Source organism: Actinoplanes sp. NBRC 101535 (assembly GCF_030269225.1).
In the GTDB taxonomy this organism is placed as follows: domain Bacteria; phylum Actinomycetota; class Actinomycetes; order Mycobacteriales; family Micromonosporaceae; genus Actinoplanes; species Actinoplanes rectilineatus.
Genome location: NZ_BSSY01000014.1, coordinates 181,073 through 204,645 on the forward strand (window position 1 = coordinate 181,073; position 23,573 = coordinate 204,645).

The 23,573-nt window shown below is 70.8% G+C and carries 25 protein-coding genes and 1 pseudogene; 14 read left to right on the forward strand and 12 right to left on the reverse strand.

The genetic code is table 11. The features are described from left to right. Positions 1-7: 7 nt before the first annotated feature. Positions 8-1,231, reverse strand: coding sequence for an amino acid ABC transporter substrate-binding protein (locus tag QSK32_RS32370; RefSeq protein ID WP_285473996.1), 1,224 nt, complete (start codon positions 1,229-1,231; stop codon positions 8-10). 100 nt (positions 1,232-1,331) lie between these two features. Between QSK32_RS32370 and QSK32_RS32375 the strand changes: the two genes are divergently transcribed. Beyond that, positions 1,332-2,363: a LacI family DNA-binding transcriptional regulator gene (locus QSK32_RS32375; protein ID WP_045746179.1), complete on the forward strand. Its 1,032-nt coding sequence runs from the start codon at positions 1,332-1,334 to the stop codon at positions 2,361-2,363. 51 nt (positions 2,364-2,414) lie between these two features. Here the strand turns inward: QSK32_RS32375 and QSK32_RS32380 are convergent, their stop codons facing one another. Continuing rightward, positions 2,415-2,942 carry a DinB family protein gene (locus QSK32_RS32380; protein ID WP_342669814.1) on the reverse strand — a complete coding sequence of 176 codons (528 nt, stop codon included), beginning with the start codon at positions 2,940-2,942 and terminating at the stop codon, positions 2,415-2,417. Continuing rightward, a pseudogene (locus QSK32_RS32385) lies at positions 2,925-3,536 on the reverse strand (SAM-dependent methyltransferase); the annotation flags it as partial. The pseudogene QSK32_RS32385 and the gene QSK32_RS32380, both read right to left, overlap by 18 nt. Before the next feature lie 66 nt (positions 3,537-3,602). Between QSK32_RS32385 and QSK32_RS32390 the strand changes: the two are divergent. Further along, positions 3,603-4,184 (forward strand): helix-turn-helix domain-containing protein, encoded by a 582-nt coding sequence (locus tag QSK32_RS32390; protein WP_285473997.1) that lies wholly within the window; start codon positions 3,603-3,605, stop codon positions 4,182-4,184. Positions 4,185-4,285: 101 nt separating this feature from the next. On the opposite strand, the gene QSK32_RS32395 is transcribed toward QSK32_RS32390, so the two are convergent. Together QSK32_RS32395 and QSK32_RS32400 are read right to left on the reverse strand one after the other, a co-directional pair. Then, the gene (locus QSK32_RS32395) at positions 4,286-5,941 is read right to left on the reverse strand and encodes a RecQ family ATP-dependent DNA helicase (protein ID WP_045746216.1); all 1,656 of its coding nucleotides are present in this window, start codon (positions 5,939-5,941) and stop codon (positions 4,286-4,288) included. A 58-nt stretch (positions 5,942-5,999) separates the two neighbouring features. Further along, positions 6,000-6,128: a hypothetical protein gene (locus tag QSK32_RS32400; RefSeq protein WP_281179112.1), complete on the reverse strand. Its 129-nt coding sequence runs from the start codon at positions 6,126-6,128 to the stop codon at positions 6,000-6,002. A 136-nt stretch (positions 6,129-6,264) separates the two neighbouring features. On the opposite strand from QSK32_RS32400, the gene QSK32_RS32405 reads away from it, so the two are divergent. Continuing rightward, a complete protein-coding gene (locus QSK32_RS32405) occupies positions 6,265-7,824 on the forward strand; it encodes a glycoside hydrolase family 3 protein (RefSeq protein ID WP_045746182.1) in 1,560 nt (519 codons plus the stop codon). 70 nt (positions 7,825-7,894) lie between these two features. Here the strand turns inward: QSK32_RS32405 and QSK32_RS32410 are convergent, their stop codons facing one another. Then, entirely contained in the window at positions 7,895-8,182 is a 288-nt protein-coding gene (locus QSK32_RS32410) for a GNAT family N-acetyltransferase (protein ID WP_045746183.1), read from the reverse strand. Between the two features lie 43 nt (positions 8,183-8,225). On the opposite strand from QSK32_RS32410, the gene QSK32_RS32415 reads away from it, so the two are divergent. The 7 genes from QSK32_RS32415 to QSK32_RS32445 all read left to right on the forward strand — a co-directional run bounded on the left by QSK32_RS32415 (position 8,226) and on the right by QSK32_RS32445 (position 12,400). Continuing rightward, entirely contained in the window at positions 8,226-8,552 is a 327-nt protein-coding gene (locus QSK32_RS32415; protein ID WP_045746184.1) for a hypothetical protein, read from the forward strand. Positions 8,553-8,629: 77 nt separating this feature from the next. Next, entirely contained in the window at positions 8,630-9,454 is an 825-nt protein-coding gene (locus QSK32_RS32420; RefSeq protein ID WP_045746185.1) for a DUF1206 domain-containing protein, read from the forward strand. Between the two features lie 133 nt (positions 9,455-9,587). Next, positions 9,588-10,763 (forward strand): mechanosensitive ion channel family protein, encoded by a 1,176-nt coding sequence (locus QSK32_RS32425; protein WP_425394681.1) that lies wholly within the window; start codon positions 9,588-9,590, stop codon positions 10,761-10,763. Between the two features lie 85 nt (positions 10,764-10,848). Continuing rightward, positions 10,849-11,283 (forward strand): phage holin family protein, encoded by a 435-nt coding sequence (locus QSK32_RS32430; RefSeq protein WP_045746186.1) that lies wholly within the window; start codon positions 10,849-10,851, stop codon positions 11,281-11,283. Then, on the forward strand, positions 11,280-11,576 hold the full coding sequence (locus tag QSK32_RS32435; protein WP_045746187.1) for a DUF3618 domain-containing protein: 297 nt from the start codon (positions 11,280-11,282) through the stop codon (positions 11,574-11,576). Before QSK32_RS32430 ends, QSK32_RS32435 begins: the two co-directional genes overlap by 4 nt. Continuing rightward, positions 11,576-11,848, forward strand: a complete 273-nt coding sequence (locus QSK32_RS32440) for a DUF4235 domain-containing protein (RefSeq protein ID WP_045746188.1) — start codon at positions 11,576-11,578, stop codon at positions 11,846-11,848. Before QSK32_RS32435 ends, QSK32_RS32440 begins: the two co-directional genes overlap by 1 nt. A gap of 348 nt (positions 11,849-12,196) precedes the next feature. Continuing rightward, positions 12,197-12,400: a cold-shock protein gene (locus tag QSK32_RS32445; RefSeq protein ID WP_013732668.1), complete on the forward strand. Its 204-nt coding sequence runs from the start codon at positions 12,197-12,199 to the stop codon at positions 12,398-12,400. A gap of 226 nt (positions 12,401-12,626) precedes the next feature. On the opposite strand, the gene QSK32_RS32450 is transcribed toward QSK32_RS32445, so the two are convergent. Together QSK32_RS32450 and QSK32_RS32455 are read right to left on the reverse strand one after the other, a co-directional pair. Next, positions 12,627-12,827, reverse strand: a complete 201-nt coding sequence (locus tag QSK32_RS32450) for a hypothetical protein (protein ID WP_245674210.1) — start codon at positions 12,825-12,827, stop codon at positions 12,627-12,629. Positions 12,828-12,868: 41 nt separating this feature from the next. Then, positions 12,869-13,846, reverse strand: a complete 978-nt coding sequence (locus QSK32_RS32455) for an aldo/keto reductase (RefSeq protein WP_045746190.1) — start codon at positions 13,844-13,846, stop codon at positions 12,869-12,871. A 72-nt stretch (positions 13,847-13,918) separates the two neighbouring features. On the opposite strand from QSK32_RS32455, the gene QSK32_RS32460 reads away from it, so the two are divergent. Next, complete coding sequence (locus QSK32_RS32460; RefSeq protein WP_285473998.1) at positions 13,919-14,689, forward strand: trans-aconitate 2-methyltransferase; 771 nt, start codon at positions 13,919-13,921, stop codon at positions 14,687-14,689. A 19-nt stretch (positions 14,690-14,708) separates the two neighbouring features. Next, positions 14,709-15,728 carry an adenosine deaminase gene (locus tag QSK32_RS32465; RefSeq protein ID WP_285473999.1) on the forward strand — a complete coding sequence of 340 codons (1,020 nt, stop codon included), beginning with the start codon at positions 14,709-14,711 and terminating at the stop codon, positions 15,726-15,728. On the opposite strand, the gene QSK32_RS32470 is transcribed toward QSK32_RS32465, so the two are convergent. The 4 genes from QSK32_RS32470 to QSK32_RS32485 form a co-directional block, all read right to left on the reverse strand. After that, complete coding sequence (locus QSK32_RS32470; protein ID WP_169792521.1) at positions 15,718-15,876, reverse strand: hypothetical protein; 159 nt, start codon at positions 15,874-15,876, stop codon at positions 15,718-15,720. The genes QSK32_RS32465 and QSK32_RS32470 overlap by 11 nt on opposite strands. 19 nt (positions 15,877-15,895) lie before the next feature. Continuing rightward, positions 15,896-17,968 (reverse strand): RICIN domain-containing protein, encoded by a 2,073-nt coding sequence (locus QSK32_RS32475; RefSeq protein ID WP_285474000.1) that lies wholly within the window; start codon positions 17,966-17,968, stop codon positions 15,896-15,898. A gap of 386 nt (positions 17,969-18,354) precedes the next feature. After that, entirely contained in the window at positions 18,355-19,776 is a 1,422-nt protein-coding gene (locus QSK32_RS32480; RefSeq protein WP_285474001.1) for a HAMP domain-containing sensor histidine kinase, read from the reverse strand. Between the two features lie 2 nt (positions 19,777-19,778). After that, complete coding sequence (locus QSK32_RS32485; protein ID WP_045746194.1) at positions 19,779-20,468, reverse strand: response regulator transcription factor; 690 nt, start codon at positions 20,466-20,468, stop codon at positions 19,779-19,781. Between the two features lie 96 nt (positions 20,469-20,564). On the opposite strand from QSK32_RS32485, the gene QSK32_RS32490 reads away from it, so the two are divergent. Further along, positions 20,565-21,482, forward strand: coding sequence for an ADP-ribosylglycohydrolase family protein (locus tag QSK32_RS32490; protein WP_285474002.1), 918 nt, complete (start codon positions 20,565-20,567; stop codon positions 21,480-21,482). Positions 21,483-21,575: 93 nt separating this feature from the next. Beyond that, entirely contained in the window at positions 21,576-23,573 is a 1,998-nt protein-coding gene (gene thrS / locus QSK32_RS32495; protein WP_285474003.1) for a threonine--tRNA ligase, read from the forward strand.

Consider the following 23,573-nt stretch of genomic DNA (forward strand, 5'->3'; position numbering starts at 1 on the left):
GCGCGCCTCACCAGGCCGGCTTCGGGAACAGGAAGTCGGCCTCCTTGACGTCCTCCGGAAGCACGATCTTGATGTCGCCGCCGATCCACTGCTGGATCATGTGTGCGCCCTTCGGTTTGCCGGTCTCGTCCCAGGAGAGCGGGCCGACGACGGTGTCCACCGTGTTCGCCCGGAGCCAGTCGATCAGTTTCTGCTGGCACTCACCCTGCTCGGCGCAGCCGGCCGCGGTCACCGCGGCGGCCACCACCTGGCCGGTGGTGTAGCCGTTGGCCTGGTCCTCCTCGGGCGGGACACCGAACTGCGCGGTGAACTTCTCGACGAACTCGGAGTTCGACGGATACGGCGCGTCCTGGCTGTAGCCGGTGGGGGAGAGCACGCCCTCGGTCTTGTCGCCGATCGCGGCGGCGAACTCGGGGTTGGTCGGCGCGGTGGAGAACGCCGCCAGTTTCGGCTGGTACCCGAGCTGCTGCAGGGCGACGATCAGGTTCACGCCGTCCTGGTACTGCGAACCGCCGACCAGCACGTCCGCCTTCGCGTCGGCGATCTTCGCGGCGATCCCGCTGAAGTCGGTGGTGTTCGGCGGGTACACCTCGTCCACCACGGTCTCGATGCCGCCGGCTTCCAGTTTCTCCTTCAGGCCGTACGCCGTGCCCTGCGCGAACGGGTCGTCCATCGCGGCGTACGCGGCGGTCTTCGGCCTCTGGTCCGCGGGCAGCGCGAGGATCTTCTCGGCCAGGTGGTTGTAGTGGTCGTTCGCCACCGCGGGGGCGGCGTAGAAGAGGTTCTCGAAGCCCTGCTCGAAGACCTCCTTGGCGGCCCCGGCCGGTTCGACGAAGAGCATGTCGTACTCCTCGGCGACCCGGGCGGCGGGCACCACCAGGCGGGTGGAGAACGGGCCGACGACCAGATCCACCTGGTCCTGCCCGATCAGTTGCTCGTAGTCGGCGACGACCCGGTCGGCATTGGACTGGTCGTCCAGGATCGTCAGTTCGACCTGGCGGCCGAGCAGGCCGCCGTTGTCGTTGACGATCTTGGCCCAGGCTTCGTAGCCCTGCTGGACGCCCTTGCCGGGTTCGGCGAAGTCGCCGGTCAGCGGGAGGGAGATCCCTATGGTGATCGGCCCGTCGCCGGCACTGTCGTCGCTGTCTCCGGAACACGCGCCCAGGGAGATCATCAGGCTGGTGGCCAGGAGTCCGGTGGAGAATCTTGCGCGGAAAGACGTGATCGACATCCTCGGACACCCCTCTGTACCGAGCACGAAAGCGCTTCCGTAAGCGCTTGCGTACTCTAAGCTGTGACATCAATCACGGGCAATACCTCCGGAGTTAACGATGCCGAAACCGGGACCCGGGCTCCGCCTCATCGACGTCGCTCAACGTGCTGGTGTCTCGCTCGCCACCGCGTCCCGCGCGCTCGCCGGCCGCGACGGCGTCAGCGCCGAGGTCGCCGACCGGGTCCGCCGGGTCTCCGAGGAGCTCGGCTACGTGGCGAACCCGTTCGCCCGCACCCTCGCCGGCGGTTCCAGCACCACCGTCGGCCTGATCGTGCACCAGGTCGACGACCCGTACTTCTCGGAGATCGCCGGCGGCGTCATCAAACTCGCCGACGAGCAGGGCCTGCTGGTGCAGATCTGCCACTCCGGCCGCGACCCGGGTCACGAGCTGCGCCAGATCCGCAACCTGATCGCCCAGCGGGTCGCGGTGCTGATCGTGGCCGGCTCCGGGTACGGCGACCCGCGCGCCGAGGCGGAGGCCCGTGACGTGCTGGCCGCCTACCAGCGGGCCGGCGGCCGGGTGGCGGTGATCGGCCGGCACGCGCTCGGCGCCGACGCGGTGCTGCCGGACAACGTGGACGGTGGCCGGGCCTTGGCCGATCACCTGCTGGGTCTGGGGCACCGCCGGATCGCGGTGATAGCGGGAACGCCCGCGCTGAACACGATCGCCGACAGGTTGGCCGGATTCGCGTCGGCGCTGCCGGCGTATCAAATGGCTTTATCCGATATCTCGGTTATCTACACTGATTTTGTACGTGAGGGCGGCCGGGTCGCCACCGACCGCATCCTGCGCGAGCACCCGTCGGTGACGGCCATCGTCGCGCTGAACGACGCGATGGCGATGGGCGTCCTGGCCGCCCTGCGCGAACGCGGCATCCCGGTCCCGCAGCGGATGTCCGTCGTCGGCTTCGACGACGTGTCGGTCGCGGCCGACCTCTCCCCGAGCCTGACCACCATCCGCCTGCCGATGACCGAGATGGGCCGGATGGCGCTGGAGATGGCCCTCAAACCGCGGGGAGCCCGCCCGCGCAAGCGCCCCACCGGACACCAGCTGATCATCCGCGACTCCACCGGCCCGGTGTCCGCCTAGGCCGTGCCGAAGTGGGGCCACGCCTCGCTCCGCCACCACTTCGACACAGTTCTAACGCCCGGTGGTGCCGTCGATCTGTTCACGGAGGATGTCGGCGTGACCGGCGTGGCGGGCGGTCTCCTCGATCATGTGGGTGAGCACCCAGCGTCGCGTCGGCGGCAGCGAGCGGCCCGGCGGCCGTGGCGCGGGCCCGGCCAGGTCGGTCCAGCCGGCGACGACCTCGTCGGCGCGGGCCGTCGTCTCCCGGTAAGCGGCCAGCAGACTCTCCACGGTCTCCCCGGCGGTGGGCCGGAAGGTCCGGCGCAGGTCGGTGATCGGCTCCTCGAGGAAGTAGAACCGTTCCACCGCGGTCAGATGCTTGACCAGACCGAGCAGGTTGGTGCCGGAGTCCACGCCGGGTGTGCGGACCTGGGGTTCCGGCACGCCGGACACCTTCTCGGCGATCGCCGTACGCAGGTAGCCGAGGAAACCCACCAGAGTGGACCTCTCGTCCGGGCCGGTCCAGGCCGGCCCGGTGTCCCTGCGTCTGCGGGCCCTCCTCGGGGCGGGTTTCGCCGCGGCACGCTGGATCAGCAGCACATGATCGGTGACGGTGGCGGTCTGCCCGCCGGGCCCGGTCGCCGTCCGTTGCGGCCGGTCGGCGCGGACGACGGACCAGCCCTCCGGGTCGAGGGCCAGTTCACCGGCGACCTCCTCGGGCGTGGGGAACCGGGTGCCCTGATCCTGGTTCCAGGACCAGGGCGCGATCGAGCCGTGGTCGACGACCAGGAGCCGGCCGCCCGGCGCCAGGGCCTGCGCGGCGGCCCGCAGCACCCGGGCCCGGTCCAGGGCGAACGGGGTCTGCAGGTACTGCGCGGAGATCAGGTCGTACTCCCCGGCCGGGAACGTCTCGGCCAGGTCGTGCCGCTCGCCGGCGACCAACTCGCCGAGACCGGCGTCCCGGGCCTGCGCGATCACCCGGTCGACGGCGGTGCGGGAGATGTCCACCGCGGTGACCCGCCAGCCGCGGCGGGCCAGCCAGAGGGCGTCGCCGCCCGGGCCGCAGCCCAGATCCAGAGCCCGGCCGGGACTCAGCCGCTCCGCGGTCTCGGCGAGCAGCGGGTTGACCCGCGAGGCGTCCGCGGGCCGGCCGCGGTAGAGGTCCTCCCAGAAGGAGGCGGGATCGTTCGTCACCCCCGCAGCATGCGAGCCACCCTTCCCGCCTTGCAAGAAACGTTGCGGATCCGCACGATAGGGGTCGTGACCAGCGACGAAGAGGACGTCATCGCCGCCGTCGGGCCGCGCCTGCGAGCCCTGCGCCAGACCCGCGGCGTCTCGCTGGCCGCCCTCGCCGCCGAGACCGGCCTGACCGCGAGCACGCTGTCCCGCCTGGAGACCGGCCGGCTGCGCCCGACCCTGGAACAACTGCTGCCGCTGGCCCGGGCGCACGGCGTGCCGCTCGACGACCTGGTCGCCGCGCCCCCGACCGGCGACCCGCGGATCCACCTGCGCCCGGTGCAGCGCTCCGGCCTGACCGTGGTGCCGCTGACCCGCCGACCCGGTGGCGTCCAGGCCTACAAGGTGATCTATCCACCGGCGGGTCACTCACCCGCGAACCACCGGCAGACCCATGACGGGTACGAGTGGTTCTACGTGCTGAACGGCGCCGTCCGGTTCGTGCTCGGCGACCAGGAGTACCTGCTGGGTCCCGGCGAGGCGGCCGAGTTCGACACCCGTACCCCGCACTGGATCGGCAGTGCCGGTCCACAACCCGCCGAACTGCTGACCCTGTTCGGCCCGCAGGGCGAGCGCGCCCACCTCGCCCCGCCCGGCCGCGATTGAGGCGGGGGTGGGCTCGTGGCCGGTGCTTCGCCGTGGCCGGAACCCGGGTGTTCCGCCACTGCTCACAGCGGTGATGCCGGTCCGATGGGGAGGACCACCGGTCAGCGAGCCGGCTCGACGGCGACCAGCAACTCCTTCTCGACGACGACCGGGACGGACAGGGTCTTGTAGCCGACCTCGTCGAAGAGGATGGTCATCTTGTCCTCCTCGTAGTTCATCACGGTGCCGGTGCCCCACTCGCCGTGGCGGACCTGGCAGTGGACCGGGAACGGGGTGTCGGCGGCGGCCTCCGCCTCGGCGACCTCGTGGGCGGTGCCGTCGGCGCAGTTGTCGCAGTGGCCGCACGGGTGCTTCAGGTCTTCGCCGAAGTAGGCGAGCAGGGTCTCGGTGCGGCACTGGCGGGACTGGGCGAATCCGCGCATCATGTCGGTCCGGGAGCGGATCACCACCTGCTGGCGTTCGTACTCGTCGGCGGCGGCCTGGGCGGCCTCGGCGGGCATCGGGGCGCCGGGCGGGACGGACAGTTTGTTGCCGGTGCCGGTGCGGACCGCGCCGACCTGTTCCAGCAGGCCGAGGTATTGGCCGAGTTTGCGGGGGCCCAGTCCGGTCTCCTTCTGCAGGGCGGTCTTGGAGAGCGGTCCCTTGTGCAGTTCGCCGGCGAGCCGGGTGAGTTCCTCGACGTCGGGGCCGCCGCCTTGGAAGAAGCGCTGGATGGCCTCGTCCTCGGAGCGCCAGAGCAGCACGGTGCGGCCCGGGTTGCCGTCGCGGCCGGCGCGGCCGATCTCCTGGAAGTAGCTGTCCGGGGAGTCGGGCAGGGCCATGTGGGCGACCCAGCGGATGTTCGGCTTGTCGATGCCCATGCCGAACGCGGACGTCGCCACCATGATGTCGATCTTGTCGTTGGTGAAGTCCTCGTGGCGTTGTTCGCGCAGGCCGGCGGGCATGCCGCCGTGGTAGTAGGCGGCCGGGTAGCCGGCGTCGGTGAGGCGTTCGGAGAGTTCCTCGGCGGCGCGGCGGGTGGCGACGTAGATGATGCCGGGCCGCTGCTCCTCGTCGAGCATGCCGGTCAGGCGCCGCCACCGGTAGTCCTCGTCGGGGCAGTACGCCACCTCGAGGAAGAGGTTGCTGCGGTCCAGTCCGGACACGTGGATCTCGGGCTTGTTGAGGCGCAGCCGGGCGATGATGTCGTCGCGGACCGGCGGGGACGCGGTGGCGGTGAGTGCCAGGATCGGCGGCCGGCCGATCTGCTTGATCATCTCGCCGAGCGACAGGTAGTCCGGGCGGAAGTCGTGGCCCCACGCGGAGATGCAGTGTGCCTCGTCGACGGCGACGAGTCCGGGCTGGAGGGCGCGGACCTCGGCCACCCGTTCCGGGTCGCTGAGCTGCTCGGGGGTGATGAAGAGGAACTCGGCCTCGCCGTTGCGCAGCGCCTCGAGTGCCTCGCGCTGCTCCCGGGGGGTCTCCGCGGAGCTGATCCGGACGGCCCGGATCTTGGAGTCGTCGCGCTCGTTGAGGGCGGCGATCTGGTCCTGCTGCAGGGCGAGCAGTGGCGAGATCACCACGGTCGGGCCGGGCAGCAGTACGGCCGGGATCTGGTAGATCGCCGACTTGCCGGCGCCGGTCGGGAGCACCACCAGTGCGTCCTTGCGGCGCAGCACGGCGCGCATCGGCTTGAACTGGCCGGGGCGCAGTTTGCGCCATCCGAAGTGGGTGCGGGCGACACGGCGCAGACGGGGGCCGTAGATGGGGAGCTTCATCATCGAGGCGGTGCCGTCCGATCGGTGTGGGGATGTACGGGGTGGGCCCTCGGTACCCCTATTTGCCGCCGAACATGCGGCGGATGGCCCAGAGCAGGAACAGCACGGCGAGGGCCACGCCGAGGAGGCGGACCGCGTGGATCTCCGACCAGTCGACGGTGGCCTGTGCCAGTGGTGTGAGGGACACGCCGACATCGTACCGGGATCAGTCACAGCTAATAGAAAGGTTTGTTGACTAAAAGCGGATCGGGTGTGAGCATTGGTCCCCGGACGAGGGAGAACGTTCACATAGGTGTACGTGAATGCATCGGAGGTACGGGGGAATGTCCCTTCACGGCGAATTGCCGGAACTCGCCGCCGCGGTCCTGCAACCGGGATTCGTCGGCACGTCCGCGCCCGACTGGGTCCGCCGGTGGCTCGGCTCGGGTCTCGGCGGGGTGGCCCTGTTCGCCCGCAACGTGGAGTCGCCCGCCCAGATCGCGGCCCTCACCGCCCAGCTGCGCGCGGAGAACCCGGACGTGATCGTCGCGATCGACGAGGAGGCCGGTGACGTCACCCGGTTCGAGTCCCGTCACGGCAGCTCCCGTCCGGGCAACCTGGCCCTCGGCGCCATCGACGACCCGGAGCTGACCGAGGCGGTCGCCCGGGACCTCGGCCGTGAACTGGCCGACGCCGGCATCACGCTGAACTACGCGCCGGACGCCGACGTCAACAACAACCCCGGCAACCCGGTGATCGGCGTCCGCTCGTTCGGCGCCGAGCCGCACCTGGTGGCCCGGCACACCGCCGCCTTCCTGCGGGGCCTGCAGTCGGCCGGGGTGGCCGGCTGCGCCAAACACTTCCCGGGACACGGTGACACCAGCGTCGACTCGCACCACGACGTGCCGGTGATCGCCCGCAGCCTGGACGAGCTGGACGCGTGCGAGCTGGTCCCGTTCCGGGCCGCCATCGGGGCCGGCGCCCGTTCGGTGATGACCGGCCACCTGGTGGTCCCGGCGTACGACCCGGAGCTGCCGGCCACGCTGAGCCCGCGGATCCTGACCGGGCTGCTGCGCGGGGAACTGGGCTTCGACGGCCTGATCGTCACGGACGGCATCGAGATGCGCGGGGTGAGCCGTAAGTACGGGCTGGCCGGCGCGACCGTCCGGGCCCTGGCCGCGGGCGCCGACGCGATCTGTGTCGGCGGTGGATACGACGACGAGCGGACCGCGATCGAGCTGCGTGACGCGATCGTGGCCGCGGTCCGGTCCGGGGAGCTGAGCGAGGACCGGCTGCGCGACGCGGTGGACCGGGTTCGTGCGCTCGGTGCCTGGACGACCGCCCGGCAGCGCGAGACCGGCGCGCGGGCGGTGGCCGACGCGGCGCGGACCGGTGTGGCGGTGCTGGGGTCGACGATCGGGTTCGCGGCGGCCCGGCGCGCGGTGCTGGTCACCAGCACGCCGGCCGGGCCCGCGCTGCCGCTGTCCGGGGCGCCGCACGTGGTCGAGTTCGCGCCGGAACGCAACATCGCGATCGGCAGCGAGACGCCGTGGGGGATCGGGGCGCCGCTGGCCGAGCTGCTGCCCGGCACCACGGCGGTCCGGTTCGACGAGGCGGACCTGGCCGGCCTGGCCGACCCGGCCGGCCGGGTGCTGGCCGGCGGCGGCGAGCGCCCACTGGTGCTGGTGGTCCGCGACGTGCACCGGCACCCGTGGATCGCGGCGGTCCTGGCGGGGGTCCTGCACCGGCGACCGGACGCGATCGTGGTGGAGATGGGCATCCCGGTGACCGTGCTCGGTGGCGTGCACATCGCCACGCACGGCGCGACCAGGGCGCTGGGCCGGGCGGCCGCCGAGATCATCGCCGGATCGCCGGTGCCCGCGCCCCAGCCGCTGGCCGCCTAGGGGTTGTATCGAAGTGGGCGGCCGGGCCACGTCGCCGCCCGTCTCCCACTTCGATGTGGGCCCCGGTCCGTCAGGAACGGGCGACCAGGTCGGCGTACTGCGGGTACTCCTCGATGTACCGGGCGAAGTACGGGCAGGCGGGCACGACCTTCTGCCCGCGACCGCGGATGATCTCCAGGGTGCCCGCGGCGAGTCTGCCGGCGAGGCCCTGGCCACGTTTCTCCGGGGCCGTCTCGGTGTGCAGGATGATCAGGACCCCGTCGCGGACGTGATAGGTGGCCAGAGCGCCGACCTCCCCGTCCACGACCAGCTCGAAGCGGTGCTCGGCGGCGTTGTCCAGCACTTGGTAGTCGCTCATCCGGCACAGCTTAGGGTTGTGCTCACCGCGTACCCTGATAAGGGTGTTGATCTTCAAGCCCCGACCGCGTCTGGCCGCCGCACTCGCCTCGGCCACCCTCGGCCTAGCGCTGCTCACCGCATGCGGTGACGACGTCAGCTGCGGCCTCGACCAATGCACCGTCTCCATCGCCCGCGAGACCAACGCGAGTGTGAGCGTCCTCGGCGTGGAGGCCAAGTTCGTCAGCGCCGACGACAACTCGGTGACCCTGGACGTCGCCGGCGAACAGGTGAGCCTCACGACCGGCGGAGCCGCCACCGAGGTGGCCGGGCTCCAGGTCCAGCTGGAGAGCGTGACGCAGGACCAGATCCAGATCGAGGTCTCCCGCTGACGGGACACGAGCGGTAGCACATCACCGGCGCTGACACACGACGTTTGACGAACGTCGCTTTCGGTGACATGAGGGCCATGTCCACCGCAGCTTCGAACGTCAAGAACACCGCGTCGCGCGCGGCCGAGAGTAAGCCACTGGAGTACCTCGCCCGGGGCGGCTTCATCGGCTACGGCATCATCCACCTGCTCTTCGCCTGGATCGCGCTGCAGGTCGCCTTCGGCGGCTCCGGCCAGGACAGCGACCAGTCCGGGGCACTGCAGACCATCGCCCAGCAGTCCTTCGGCAAGACCCTGCTGATCGTCATCGCCGTCGGCCTGGGGGCGATGGCGATCTGGCAGGCCTTCGAGGCCGCCATCGGTGAGAGCGGCCCGCAGGACCGCACCGCGATGGCCGAGCGGGTCCTCTCCGGCGTCCGCGCCGTCCTCTACACCTACCTGGCCTGGAACGCGATCAAGATCGTCCAGGGCGCCGGCTCCTCGATGGGCGACAGCAACGAGAGCATGACCGCGAAGCTGATGGATTCCAGCGGCGGCCGTCTGCTGGTCGGCGTGATCGGCCTGGTCGTCCTCGGCGTCGGCGTCGGCATGGCGTACTACGGTTACAAGCGGAAGTTCACCAAGCACCTGAACACCCAGGAGATGCAGGCCGGCACCCGCAAGCCGATCATCCGGCTGGGCATGGCCGGTTACATGGCCAAGGGCACCGCGTACGCGATCGCCGGTCTGCTGGTCGTCAGCGCCGCGCTGAACTACGACCCGGACAAGGCCCGTGGCCTGGACGCGGCGCTCAAGACGCTGGCGGGGTACTCCTGGGGCGTCTGGGTGCTGGCGCTGATCGCGGCCGGCATCGCGGCCTTCGGCGTCTACTGCATCGCCCAGGCGAAATACCGCAAGATCTGACCTTTCGGTACCACGGTCCGGCCGAGGCGGCAGGTGTGAGGTTTCTCCGACATCTGCCGCCACCGGTGTTTCCGCCGCCTCTGATGGGCAACGTGGAACGTCGGCAACGAGCACCGATCGTGGAGGTAAGTTCGTGTCCGACGTCATGACTGCCGTGGTCGCCGTGGTAGTGGCGGCCGCCGCGGCGATCGTCCTCGTCGAGGTGATCCACCGGCTGATGAAACGAGCCGGACGGACGTCCGTGCTGGCAGCGGACCTGGCGAAGACGATACACAGACCGTTTCTCACCGCCGTCATCCTTCTCGCCGCGCAACAGGCGATCCGGGTGTACGCCGGAGACTTCCCCGGCCGGGCCGGCGTCATGCACGGCCTGGTCCTGTTCTGCATCGCCGCGTTCGCGTGGCTGATCGGCGCGCTGTCGCTGGTCCTGGAGGACGTGGCGCTGGCCCGCTGGCGTACCGACGTGCCGGACAACCGGCGCCGGCGACGGATCAAGACCCAGGTGGTGATGCTGCGCCGGGTCACCGTGGCCGCGATCGTGGTGATCACGGCCGGGATCATGCTGATGACCTTCCCGGGGGTCCGGGCGGTCGGCGCGAGCCTGCTCGCCTCGGCCGGACTGATCAGCGCCGTCGCGGCACTGGCCGCCCAGACCACCCTCGGCAACGTGTTCGCCGGCATCCAGCTCGCGTTCAGCGACGCGATCCGGGTGGACGACGTGGTCGTGGTGGAGCAGGAGTGGGGCCGGATCGAGGAGATCACCCTGACCGTCGTCGTGGTGCAGATCTGGGACGACCGGCGGCTGATCCTGCCGACCTCGTACTTCACCACCAAGCCGTTCCAGAACTGGACCCGGACCACCTCGGCGGTGCTCGGTACGGCCGAGATCGACGTGGACTGGTCCACCCCGGTCGACGCGCTCCGCGGCGAGTTGCAGCGGGTATGTGAAAGCTCCGACCTGTGGGACAAACGGGTCTGCGTGCTGCAGGTGACCGAGGCGACCGACGGCCGGATCCGGCTGCGGGCGCTGGTCAGCGCGGCCGACGCGGCGGCCCTCTGGGACCTGCGCTGCCTGGTCCGGGAGGGACTGGTCTCGTGGATCTGGGAGAACCAGCGTGCCGCCCTGCCGCGTCTGCGTGCCGAGGTGGGCGACAAGCTGCGCGACCCGCGGCCGGTGAACTCGCGTCCCCTGCACCACGCGGACCTGGACGCCAACTCGGACGCGGCCCGGGTGTTCGGCGGCGGCGACGACGGCGAGGCCCGTGGAGCCGCGTTCAGTGGGCCGGAACCCGAACCGGCCCGCAACTGACGGCTTACCGTCTCTTCCGTGGTGCATCCAGGATTGAGTGGAGTGTGATCAGGGCATACACCGTGCCAACGGAGAGGGGGACACGATGGCCGATGTGGCGCACGAGGTTCCGGCCCGGCCGATCGCCGAGCAGTCCACCGCGGAACTGGTGCAACGCGCGAGCGAGCAGCTGAGCCGCCTGGTCCGGGACGAGATGACCCTGGCCAAGGCGGAACTGGCCGAGAAGGGCAAACGCGCCGGGATCGGTGCGGGTCTGTTCGGCGGCGCGGGCGTGCTTGCCGCGTACGGCGTGGGCGCTCTCATCGCCACCGTGGTCATCGCGCTCGACCTGATCCTGCCGCTCTGGCTCGCCGCCCTGATCGTCACCGTCGTGATCTTCGGAGTCGCCGGGGTGCTGGCACTGCTGGGCAAGGGGCAGCTGAGCCGGGCGGTCCCGCCCGAGCCGCAGTCCGCGATCCAGAGCGTCAAGGCGGATGTGGACGAGGTCAAACACGCGGTCAAGGAGCGTAGCCGGGCATGACGGACAACAACGGCTCCGCGGCGAAACCCGATCTGGTGGCGCTGCGCGAGGAGATCAGGCAGACCCGGGCCGAGCTGGGCCAGACCGTGCAGGCCCTGGCGGCCCGCGCGGACGTCAAGGCGCGCGCCCGGGAACAGGTGGAACAGACCCGGCAGCGGGTGCTCACCCAGGCGTCGGCGGTCACCCGGCGTGCCTCCACCGAGGTACGCGCGAACCCGTTGCCGATGGTGCTGGTGGTCGCCGGCCTGGCGGCCGTCGCCGGGGTGATTCTGATCGTGCGGGGGAGGCGTTGATGGCGGGGCGTATTCAGAAGACTGCGATGAAGCCGGTGAACATGGCGCTCGGCTTCGCGGCCGGCGCGGTGGCCGGGCTCGTCTTCAAGGAGGCGTGGAAGCTCGTCGCCGGCGAGGGTGACGCGCCGGATGCGAACGACGAGGAACGCGGCTGGGGCGAGGTCCTCGCCGCCGCGGCGTTACAGGGTGCGATCTTCTCGCTCGTCCGGGCCGCGGTCCAACGTGGTGGCAACATCGGGACCCGCAAACTGACCGGACAGTGGCCCGACTAGATCATCTTGTGTATCGACAGGAGTCTTGCCGGTCCCCCGCTTCGTGGTCACGAAGTGGGGGACCTTTTCCATATCGGTCACCCATTGTTGGATTCCTTCGAGGGGCAGCTTTGCAGGCCGTTTTTCGGGTACAGTGTGCCCAGTTTTTGCGTACGTGGTTCGCTGCTTCCGCTTGACTGCGGGGCACCGGTTCCCTCCCGGGTGGGATGCCAGGTGTCAAGTGGTTCGAGTGGAGGGGACGTCCTCTGAAAGGGCCGCCTCGCGGCGCCGCTGCTCGAAAACGGTCATCGGCCCCGCGTTCCGCTGCCGTGGTTCTGCGGGCCGGCATTTTCAGAAGGAGAGTTCAGCATGGCGCAAGGAACCGTGAAGTGGTTCAACGCAGACAAGGGCTTCGGCTTCATCACCGTCGACGGCGGGGGTGCTGACGTGTTCGTCCACTTCTCGGCCATCCAGAGCAGTGGTTACCGCACTCTGGAGGAGAACCAGCGGGTGGAGTTCGAGATCGCCCAGGGCCAGAAGGGCCCGCAGGCGGAGCAGGTTCGCCCGCTCTGAGACCTTATCCGCCGGTCGTGAGACCGGCACGCCGACCGCCTGGCGGAGGTCGGCCCGACCGTGGCCCCGCAACCTCGTCGAGGGTGCGGGGCCTCTTTCGTCGTCAGCGCAGCTTCTCCTGAAGCGTCGGTGCAGCCTCTACTGGAGCGTCAGTGCAGCTTCTCCTGAAGCGTCAGCGCGGCCTTTCCTGAAGCGTCAGCGCAGCTTCTTCCGAAGCGCCGGGCGTTCAGGGCAGGGCCGCGGAAGCCTCACGAGCGGCTGTCCGGCGGCGCATCCCGATGACTATGAGAACGAGTCCGGCAACGGCCGACCCGCCACCGGCCGCCGCCATCACGATCTCACCGTGCAGAAGACTGTCGGTGAGGTAGTTCAATCCCTGAAGCGTCCACACCGCGCCCACCACGAGTGCCAGCAGACCGAGTGACATCGGAAGCCAGCCTCGTAAACGCGGCGTCTCGTTTTCATTGTTCACCATTTGTCGTGCACCTGGGGGCGAATCAGCTCATCGTAGGTCGCAGCGATCATTTCTCGGCTTTCCGCCGAGATCGGCGGAAGATCGGCGGCGGCCGCGTTGGCACGCGCCTGTTCCGGGTTACGGGCACCCGGGATGACCACGGTGACGCCGGGCTGGTCGATGATCCAGCGGAGTGCGAACTGCGCCATGGTGGCGCCGGCCGGAACGAGCGGGCGCAGCCGGGAGACCGCCTCCAGTCCGGTCCGGAAGTCCACACCGGAGAACGTCTCGCCGACGTCGAACGCCTCGCCCTGCCGGTTGTAGTTGCGGTGGTCGTCCGCGGAGAACGTGGTGTTCTCGTCGTAGCGGCCGGAGAGCAGGCCACTGGCGAGCGGGACCCGGGCGATGATGCCGACACCGGCCTCCGCGGCGGCCGGCAGCACCCGCTCCAGCGGCTTGAGGCGGAACGCGTTCAGGATGATCTGCACGCTGGCCACCCCGGGACGGGCGATGGCGGCCAGGGCCTCCTCGACCTTCTCGACGCTCACGCCGTACGCCGCGATGCGCTTCTCCTGCACCAGGGTGTCCAGGGAGTCGAACACCTCGTCGGAGGAGAACACCGGGGTGGGCGGGCAGTGCAGCTGCACCAGCTCCAGGGTGTCCACGCCGAGGTTCTGGCGGGAGCGGTCGGTCCAGGCCCGGAAGTTGTCCAGGTGGTAGTTGGCCGGCTCCTGCGGCAGGCGGCGGCCCATCTTGGTGACCACGGTCAGGCCGGGCTTGTCCTTGACGAAGGAGCCGACGATCTGCTCGCTGCGGCCGTCGCCGTAGACGTCGGCGGTGTCGATGAACGTGACGCCGGCGTCCACGGCCGCCTGCAGGGTGGCGTGCGCGTCCTCCTCGCTGACCTCACCCCAGTCGGCGCCGAGCTGCCACGCGCCGAGGCCGACCACACCGGCCGACCGTCCCATCCTCCGAAAGCTGCGATTTTCCACGTCGAGACCCTACCGCCCGCCTGGTAGGTTGAAACAGTACGTACGTACGGTTTTAAAGAAGCAGGAGGCGCCATGTGGGATCCCGCGCTGTACGGACGCTTCGGCGCCGAACGTTCCCGCCCGTTCTTCGACCTGGTCGCCCAGATCGGCGCCCGATATCCGCGGGCCGTCGCCGACCTCGGCTGCGGACCCGGCGACCTGACCCGGACGCTCGCCGAGCGGTGGCCGCTAGCCCGGGTGACCGGGATCGACAACTCGCCGGAGATGATCGGCAAAGCCACCGCCCAGGGCGGCCCGGTCGGCTTCGAGCTCGGCGGGATCGCCGACTGGCACCCGGAACCGGACGTCGACGTGATCGTCACCAACGCCGCCCTGCAGTGGGTTCCGGAGCACCGTGAGCTGCTCGTCCGCTGGGCCGGCGAACTCATCTCCGGCGCCTGGATCGCGATGCAGGTCCCCGGCAACTTCGACAGCCCCGGCCACCGGGCCCTGCGCGACCTGGCCGGCGAGGCGCCCTACGCGGACCGGCTGGCCGGCGTGGTGCGCGCGAACCCGGTCGACGACCCCGAGGACTATGCGGCCCTGCTGACCGCCGCCGGGGCGACCGTGAACGCCTGGGAGACCACCTACCTGCACCTGCTCCCGGACGACGGACCGGACCACCCGGTGCTGCGCTGGATGGAGGGCACCGCGCTGCGCCCGGTCCGTGCCGCCCTCGACGACGAGGCGTGGACCGCCTTCCGTGCCGAGCTGGGCGAACGGATCGCCGCCACCCATACCGCCGGGGACGGCCTCGTCGCCCTCTCGTTTCGCCGTATCTTCGTCGTGGCACGGGTTTCGTGATCTCTTGAGGAGCAGTGTTGTGACCGATCTGGACTCGTTCATCGCCGGCCTGCCGAAGGCCGAGCTGCACGTCCACCATGTGGGTTCGGCGTCGCCGCGGATCGTGGCCGAACTGGCCGCCCGGCACGAGGGCAGCACCCCGGTGCCGGCCGACCCGGAGCAGCTCGCGAAATACTTCGAGTTCCGCGACTTCGCCCACTTCATCGACGTCTACCTGAGCGTCGTGGACCTGATCCGCGACGCCGGTGACGTGCGCCTGCTGACGTACGAGATCGGCCGGGAGCTGGGCCGTCAGCAGGTGCGGTACGCGGAACTGACCGTCACGCCGTACTCCAGTGTGCGACGGGGCATCCCGTCACCGGCGTTCTGCGAGGCGATCGAGGACGCCCGGGCGAGCGCGGCCCGCGACTTCGGGGTGGACATGCGCTGGTGTTTCGACATTCCGGGCGAGGCGGGACTCGCCGCAGCCGAGGAGACGCTGCGGATCGCCCTCGAGGACCGCCCGGATTCTCTGATCAGTTTCGGACTCGGCGGGCCGGAGATCGGGGTGCCACGGCCGCAGTTCAAGCCGTACTTCGACAAGGCGCGGGCGGCCGGGCTGCACAGCGTGCCGCACGCCGGCGAGACCACCGGACCGGAGACCATCTGGGACGCGATCCGGGAACTCGGTGCCGAACGGATCGGGCACGGCATCTCGGCGGCCCAGGACGAGCGTCTGATGGCGTACCTGGCCGAGAACGGCATCCCCCTGGAGGTGTGCCCGACCTCCAACCTGCGCACCCGGGCGGTGGCCGACCTCGACGAGCACCCGATCGCGAGGCTCGTCGCCGCCGGCGTGCCGATCAGCGTCAACTCGGATGACCCGCCGATGTTCGGCACCACCCTGGAGCAGGAGTACGCCACCGCGGCCCGCCTGCTGAAGCTGGACCGGGCCGGAGTGGCCGACCTGGCCCGCGCCGCCGTGAGCCACAGCTTCCTGCCCACGGCCGGCAAGGCCGCGCTGACCGCCGAGATCGACGCCTACGCGGCTACGGCGTGACGTTCGGATAGAGCGGGTCGGCCCACAGGGCCACCATCGCCGCGGTGCCGATGATCAGGATGGTCATCCAGCGCACCATCTTGCGACGGTTGAACCGGGCCGGCTCCTCGGCCGGCTCGGTCTCGCGGTGACTCAGCAGATCAGGCATGACCGCACTCCCTCGCTCGTCATTCGGGCACCGCCGTCCAGCTCTGGTGCCGCTGGCCGCTGTCCGGCTGCAGCACCAGCACCCGGTGGGTGCCGAATCGCTGGGCGCCCACACCGACCACCAGGTCGGCGGTCGCGCTGCGCAGTGTGAATCCGTAGTCCGAGGCCTGCAGGGTCCAGCGGGCCCCCGCCTCGGCCTGGCAGTCGCCCTGCACCAGGGGCGTGCCGGCCGTCGCCGTGCCGTCCAGCGGCACCACGCACCGGCCACTCGCCTTGGAGATCAGCGAGTAGGTGCCGTTCTCCGCCGGGGCGAGCTGCCACTGCTGCTGGGTGCCGCCCTCGTCGTCGGCGAGGGTGACCGGGCTGCCGTCGGCGGTACGCGCCGCGTACAGGTCGGCGGCGCCACCGGTCAGCGCGTTGCTCAGCACGAACCAGGAGTTCTGCACGGGGCTTGCGGCCGGGGCGGTCTCCGCGACACCCTTGGCGGCGTACTCCAGAGCCTTGTTCTTGACCTCGACCGTGTATTTCGCGTTGGGTTTGAGACCGATCAGCCGGGCCCGGGTCGACTTGGTCGAGGCGACCGGCTTGCCGTCCACCCACACCTGATAGGTGGCGTCCTTGTCGGCCGCGCTCCAGAGCAGGCGGACCGAGCTGCTGGTCGCCTCACGGATCTCCAGAACCGCCTGCACCCCGTTGTTGGCCACACCGGGCGACGCGATCACGCCGCCGTCCTCGTGTTCCAGGGTCTGCTCGTCGTCGTCCCCGAAGGCCACCGCGTCCAGCCCCGGCAGGTCCGCGCCGACCGAGATGTCGACGCCGGGCAGCGAGACCAGCGGGCCGGCCGACTTGGTGGCGCTCGGCGACGCGACGGCGCTCGCCGCGGAGTCCGGTGCGGGCACCGGCGCGGCCGAGGTGGTGCCGCCGGCGTCCGGCACGGTGGCGCCGGGGGCGTCCGGGATGTCGTCGCCGCCGTCGCTGCGCAGCAGGAACTCGCTGAGCGCGACGTTCCAGTTCTTGTCCAGGTAGCTGCCGGGCTCCGGGTCGGTGCTGAAGTAGTCGTCGTGCCCGCAGTCCAGCCGGATGCTGTGCTTCTTGGGGCACTCCTCGCGCATCGCCCTGCCGGACCGGTCCTCGCCGCAGAGCAGGTCGTACTCGTCGGTGCAGCTGCCGGTGCCGGTGGAGTTCGGCGAGCCGATCAGCGTCGCGCCCAGCGTGTGGGTCAGCTCGTGGGCGGCCACCGCCGAACTCCAGCAGCCCGAGTCGACCCGGGCGTACGACGGGCCGCCGTTGTTGCGGTTGCCCCGGGTGGGCCGGGTGTCCGCCACGTAGGTGGAGATGCCGCAGTAGACGTTGGTGTCGGAGAAGATCAGGTATTTCCGGTCGGTCCGGTTGTAGCCGAGGTTGCGCAGCGAGTCGACGGTGGCGACGAACGAGTCGAGCGAGCCCGCCGGCAGCTGGATCTCGCTGACGTCCGGCCGGCACTCGGGCGTGGTCACGTAGCGGATGTGACGGGAGCCGCCGGTCTCCGCGGCGCTCGCGTCGTAGATCGCGTCGACGCCGGCCGCCCAGGTGCGGAACGAGTTGAGGAACTTCGCGTAGCGGCTCTCGGTGCCCGCCTCGTGCAGGTAGAGCAGTTGCACCCGCTTGCCGCTGCGGCCGTCGCCGGCGCAGGCCACCGCGTCCGGTCCGAGGATGAAGTCGGCCTGGCCGGGAGCGGCGTCCGGGACGAGTGCCGGGGCGTCCGCGGTCAGCGCGCTGCCACCCAGGTCACGGGCGATCTCGGCGTCCGGCGGGACGGCGGAGGACTCGCGGCTGACCGTGGTCACCTCGCGGATGCCCTCGGTCACCGGGGCGACGTCGCGGCGCACCGCGAGGCCGGCCGGGGCGGTGTCCGGACCGAACGTGCAGGTCTCCTCATAGAGCTGGTACGCACCGGAGCAGAGCGTCCCGGCGGCGGCCAGTGCGAGTCCGCTGTAGACCAGTCCCTGATCCGGGACGTCCTCCGGCACCGCGGGCATCGTGGAACGGCCGTCGGTGTCGTCAGTGCCGATCACGTGGGGGCCGACGACGGCTCCGACACCGAGCAGAACCATGCCGAGCACCACGGGAAGGAGTCGAACAGTTGCCGAGCGTGCCGAAGAGCCGGATCGTTCGGCTGCCGCGTGGCGCCGCCTCTCCGGTGACGCCTCGCGGAACGCTGGCCGGCGATGCGCGGACACTGCGTCTCCTTGTCGTGCGGGTGACGGTGGGAGGAGCCCATGGGGTGGCCACCTCCCACCGCGCAGGGCTTCGTCGGTCGCGGGGCGATGGGGACGCGCTGCGGGTTGCGAACCGTCGAAGCCGGATGGGATCGGAGGGAACACTGCCAGTCCTGGGGCCCCAGGGGAACGAACTTCATGAAGATATAAGCAAGAGCTGTCCCGGCCGGGTGACAAGGGCCCATCGGCACTTGCCGGTCCGGGACACCGGTGATCGCGTCCTATTCGCGGCCTGGTCGGCCCCGGCGCCGTCGTTCCGGATCGCGGTCGCGTCCGATCCGGCCCCGGCCGACCAGGCCGAAGCGGCTCGGTTGCTTGGGCGTCGCGTCCGCGTCGGCCAGCAGCATGACGACGCTCGCGCCGCCCATCGCCGCCCGGTCCAGGCTCACCGACCCGCCGGTGGCCTGCGCCACCCGCCGGACGATGTCGAGTCCCAGTCCGGTCGAGCCCTGGTTGCTCTGGCCGCGCCGGATCGCGCCCGCCGGGTCCGGGATGCCCGGTCCGGCGTCGTCCACCCGCAACGCCACCCAGCCGTCCCGCCGGGAGATCCCGACCTCGAACGCGGTGCCCTGCGGGGTGTACCGGAAGACGTTGCCCAGCACCGCGTCCAGCGCGGCGGCCAGTTCGGCCCGGGCCACCGGGACCGGGATCCGCAGGTGCGCACCGACCACCCGGTACTGCCGTTCCTGGTCACCGGCGAGCGCGGACCAGAACATCATCCGCTCGCGGACCACCTCGCTGGCGTCGCACAGGCCGTCCTCGGGGGCCGCGACCTGCGCGGCGACCGCCTGCCGGGTGGTGTTGATCAGGTGGTTGACCTCGTCCTCGAGGGTGCCGATCGCCTGCCGGATGCGCCGGATGCCCCGGCGGCGGTCCACCTCGTCGGCGGACAGGCTCATGATCTGGGTGTCGTCCGGGTCGAGTGCCTCGGCGTCCAGCCGCAGCGCGGTCAGCGGGGTCCGCAGCCGGTGCGACAGGTCGGCGACCAGTTCGCGCTCGTCGGTCCGGGAGGTGACCAGCCGGTCGGCCATCCGGTTGAACGCGTACCCGGCCTCGGCCAGCTCACGGGGGCCGGACGGGGAGATCCGCACGGCCAGGTCGCCGTCGGCCACCGCGAGGGCCGCGTCGACCAGGTTGCGGGCCGAGTCGACCGCCCCGCGGGCCAGCCGGTCCACCACGAACACCGCGCAGCCGACCAGGAACACCGCGAGACCGAGCAGCAGCCACCAGTCCCGGGCGGTGTTCTCGTCGAGGTCGGCGTCCGGGACGAACGCCTCCACCACCAGGGTGCGGCCGCCGGCGGTGACCGACTGCAGCCGGACCACACCACCGGGGACGTCGGCCACGGTCGGCTCGGGTGCGGTCGCGGCCCGGTCGATCAGCGCGCCACCGGCCCGGCCACCCTCGCTGGGGGCGATGCCCGGGGTGTGCACGACCGGGTTGCCCCCGGCCGCGGCGATCGCGGCGGCGACACCCTTCTCGCCCGCTCCGGCGGTGATCGCGCCGGCCACCGTCGCGGTCCGCGCGGCGGCGTCGGCGACCGCGGCGTCCCGGTGGTCGTTGCGCAGACCCCAGCCCAGAGGCAGCAGGAAGACCAGCGAGGCGACCGCCGTGGTGGCGGCGGTCGTGTACGCCAGCCGCAACCTCAGTCCGGTGCCACCAACCGGAATCCGACCCCCCGCACGGTGCGCAGGTAGCGGGGCTTCGCCGCGGATTCGCCCAGCTTCCGGCGCAGCCAGTACAAATGAACGTCGATGGTCTGGTCCTCGCCGACCGATGGCTGTCGCCATACCTCCTCCAACAGCTCGCGACGGGAGACCACTCGGCCCGGACGGGCGGCGAGATAGGCCAGCAGATCGAATTCCTTACGGGTGAGCGCCAGTGGCTGCTCGGCCAGACTGGCACTGCGCTCGCCGACGTCCACCCGCAGCTCGCCGACCTCGTAGACGGCGGGTTGCTGGGCGCGGCTGGCCCGGCCCACCCGCCGCAGCACGGTGGCGATGCGGGCGTCCAGGTGGGCGCCGGTGAACGGCTTGACCATGTAGTCGTCGGCCCCGGCCCGCAACAGGCGGACCACGGTCTGCTCGTCGTCGCGGGCGGTGGCGATGATGATCGGCACGTCGGTGATGCCGCGCAGCATGCGCAGCGCGTCGGAACCGTCCAGGTCGGGCAGCCCCAGGTCGAGCACGACCAGATCCGGGGTCTCCGCGGCGACGCGCCGCAGCGCTTCCAGCGCGGTGCCGACGGCGTGCACGGCGTGCCCCCGGTCGGCTAACGACCGGAGCATGGCGCCGCGCACGACATGATCGTCCTCGACGAGCAACACCGTGGCCATGCGAAGACCGTAGCGTCTGGCGTGGTGAGAACCCAAAGGGTGATGCAGCGAGATTCTTTGATGACGCTCAGTGATGGAATACGATCCGAAGTGCTGATGTCATTCACTCTGTTCCCCAGTACACGCCTCGCCCTGGCCCTCGAGAGCCTGGCCGGCCTCAGTGTCGGCGACGCCCTCGGCGCCCAGTACTTCGTGCCCGGAAACCACCCGTCCGACCTGTTGCGGGCCCGGGTGCCGGCCGCACCCTGGGAGTGGACCGACGACACCGAACAGGCGTGCTGCCTGGTCACCGCGCTCGGCGACGGCGACTTCGACCGGGACGGGTTCGCCGAGACGCTGGCCCGGCGCTTCGACGCGTACCGCGGGTACGGACCGGGCGCGGTGGTGATGCTCCGGGAGATCCGTGAGGGCCTGCCCTGGCCGATCGCCGCCGCGAGCGCGTTCGACGGACAGGGTTCCTGCGGCAACGGCGCGGCGATGCGGGCCGCCCCGCTGGGCGCCTGGCACGCCGACTCGCTCGCCCACGCGGCCGCCCAGGGCGCCCGCGCCGCCGAGGTGACCCACGCGCACGCGGAGGGGATCGCCGGCGGGGTGGCGGTGAGCGTGGCCGCCGCGGTCGCCGCGGCCGGCCGCCTCGACGGGCGCCGGCCGGAACCCGCCCAGCTGCTGCTGGCCACCGCCGCGCACACCCCCGCGGGATCGGTGCACGACGGCCTGATCGAGGCCGCCGGCATCACCGGAGGCCTGGAGGAGGCGGCCCACCGGCTGGGGAACGGGGCACGGGCACTGGCCCAGGACACCGTTGCCTACGCGCTCTGGGCGGCGGCCCGCTACCTGGACGACTATCCGGCGGCCGTGGCGGCGTGCGTGATCGCCGGCGGGGACGTGGACACCACCGCGGCCATCGCGGGAGGGGTGGTCAGCGCGTACACCGGCGTGGAGGGCATCCCGGCCGCCTGGCTCGCCGCCCGGGAGCCGCTGCCCGGCTGGCTGCCGGTGACGGGCGGCGGGTGACCTCGCGCGCCGCCCGAACCCGGCCTGAACCCGGCGGATAGCATCGGTGACGGCCCGGACGACCGGGCCGTTCCTTCGTGAATGGAGAACACCGTGTCTGCACCCCGTACACCCGCTGTGGCCGACCCCCTAGTCGTCCCGGCCGGGACTACGGCGGCCGACGCGGTGTCCGCCGCCGGGCTCCCTGCGAACGGGCCGAAGGCGATCGTCGTGGTCCGTGAGGCCGACGGCCGGCTGCGCGACCTGGACTGGGCGCCGGCCGCTGACACCGAGGTCACCCCGGTCGCCATCGACACCCCGGACGGCCTGGACGTGCTGCGGCACTCCACCGCCCACGTGCTGGCCCAGGCCGTGCAGGACGTCTTCCCGGAGGCGAAGCTGGGCATCGGCCCGCCGATCCGGGACGGTTTCTACTACGACTTCGACGTGGAGAAGCCGTTCCAGCCCGAGGACCTGACGAAGCTCGAGAAGCGGATGCAGGAGATCGTCAAGGCCGGGCAGACCTTCCGCCGCCGGGAGTACTCGTCTCTCGACGAGGCCAAGGCGGAGCTGAAGGACGAGCCGTTCAAGCTCGAACTGGTCGACATCAAGGGTGACGTGGACCCCGAGGCGGTGGCCGTCGGCGCCGGCGAGCTGACCCACTACGACAACCTGAACAAGGACGGCGAGCGGGTCTGGGGCGACCTCTGCCGCGGTCCGCACCTGCCGACGACCCGGCTCATCCCGGCGTTCAAGCTGATGCGCTCGGCGGCGGCGTACTGGCGGGGCTCGGAGAAGAACCCGCAGCTCCAGCGGGTCTACGGCACGGCGTGGCCGTCGCGGGACGAGCTCAAGGCGTACCTGAACAGGCTCGCCGAGGCCGAGCGTCGCGACCACCGCAAGCTCGGCACCGAGCTGGACCTCTTCTCGTTCCCCGACGAGATCGGCTCCGGCCTGGTGGTCTTCCACCCCAAGGGCGGTGTGATCAAGCGGGAGATGGAGGACTACGTCCGGGCCCGCCACATCGAGGAGGGCTTCCAGTACGTCGGCTCCCCGCACATCACCAAGGAGAACCTGTTCCTGACGTCGGGCCACCTGCCCTACTACAAGGACACGATGTTCCCCCCGATGGAGCTGGAGGGGGCGAACTACTACCTCAAGGCGATGAACTGCCCGATGCACAACCTGATCTTCAGGTCGCGCGGGCGGTCCTACCGTGAGCTGCCGATGCGGCTCTTCGAGTTCGGCACGGTCTACCGCTACGAGAAGTCCGGCGTGGTGCACGGCCTGACCCGGGTGCGCGGCCTGACCCAGGACGACTCGCACTCCTACGTCACCGCCGAGCAGGCGCCGGGCGAGATCAAGCACCTGCTGAACTTCGTGCGGTCGCTGCTCGACGACTTCGGCCTGGACGACTACTACCTCGAGCTGTCGACCCGGGACCCGCAGAGCGACAAGTTCATCGGCTCGGACGAGCAGTGGGAGACCGCCACCAAGGTCCTCGAGGATGTGGCCACCGAGTCCGGCCTGGAACTCGTCCTCGACCCGGGCGGCGCGGCCTTCTACGGCCCCAAGATCAGCGTGCAGGCGAAGGACGCGATCGGCCGGACCTGGCAGATGTCGACGATCCAGTACGACTTCAACATGCCGGCCCGGTTCGGTCTGGAGTACCAGGCGGCCGACGGTTCCCGCCAGGAGCCGGTGATGATCCACTCGGCGAAGTTCGGCTCCCTGGAGCGGTTCTTCGGTGTGCTGGTCGAGCACTACGCGGGCGCGTTCCCGGCCTGGCTGGCGCCGGTGCAGGTGGTCGGCATCCCGATCCGCGACGACCACGCTTCGTACCTCGAGGAGTTCGTCACGCTTCTTCGTAAGAAAGGCATCCGTGCCGAGGTGGATCACTCCACCGATCGGATGCAGAAGAAGATCCGCACCGCCCAGCAGCAGAAGATCCCGTTCATGGCCATCGCCGGCGACGACGACGTGAACGGCGGGACCGTGTCGTTCCGCTACCGCGACGGCTCGCAGCGTAACGGCGTCTCGATCGACGAGGCCGTCGCGCACGTCGTGGAGATCGTCAAGTCCCGGGTCAACACCGGGCCCTCCGCAGCCTGA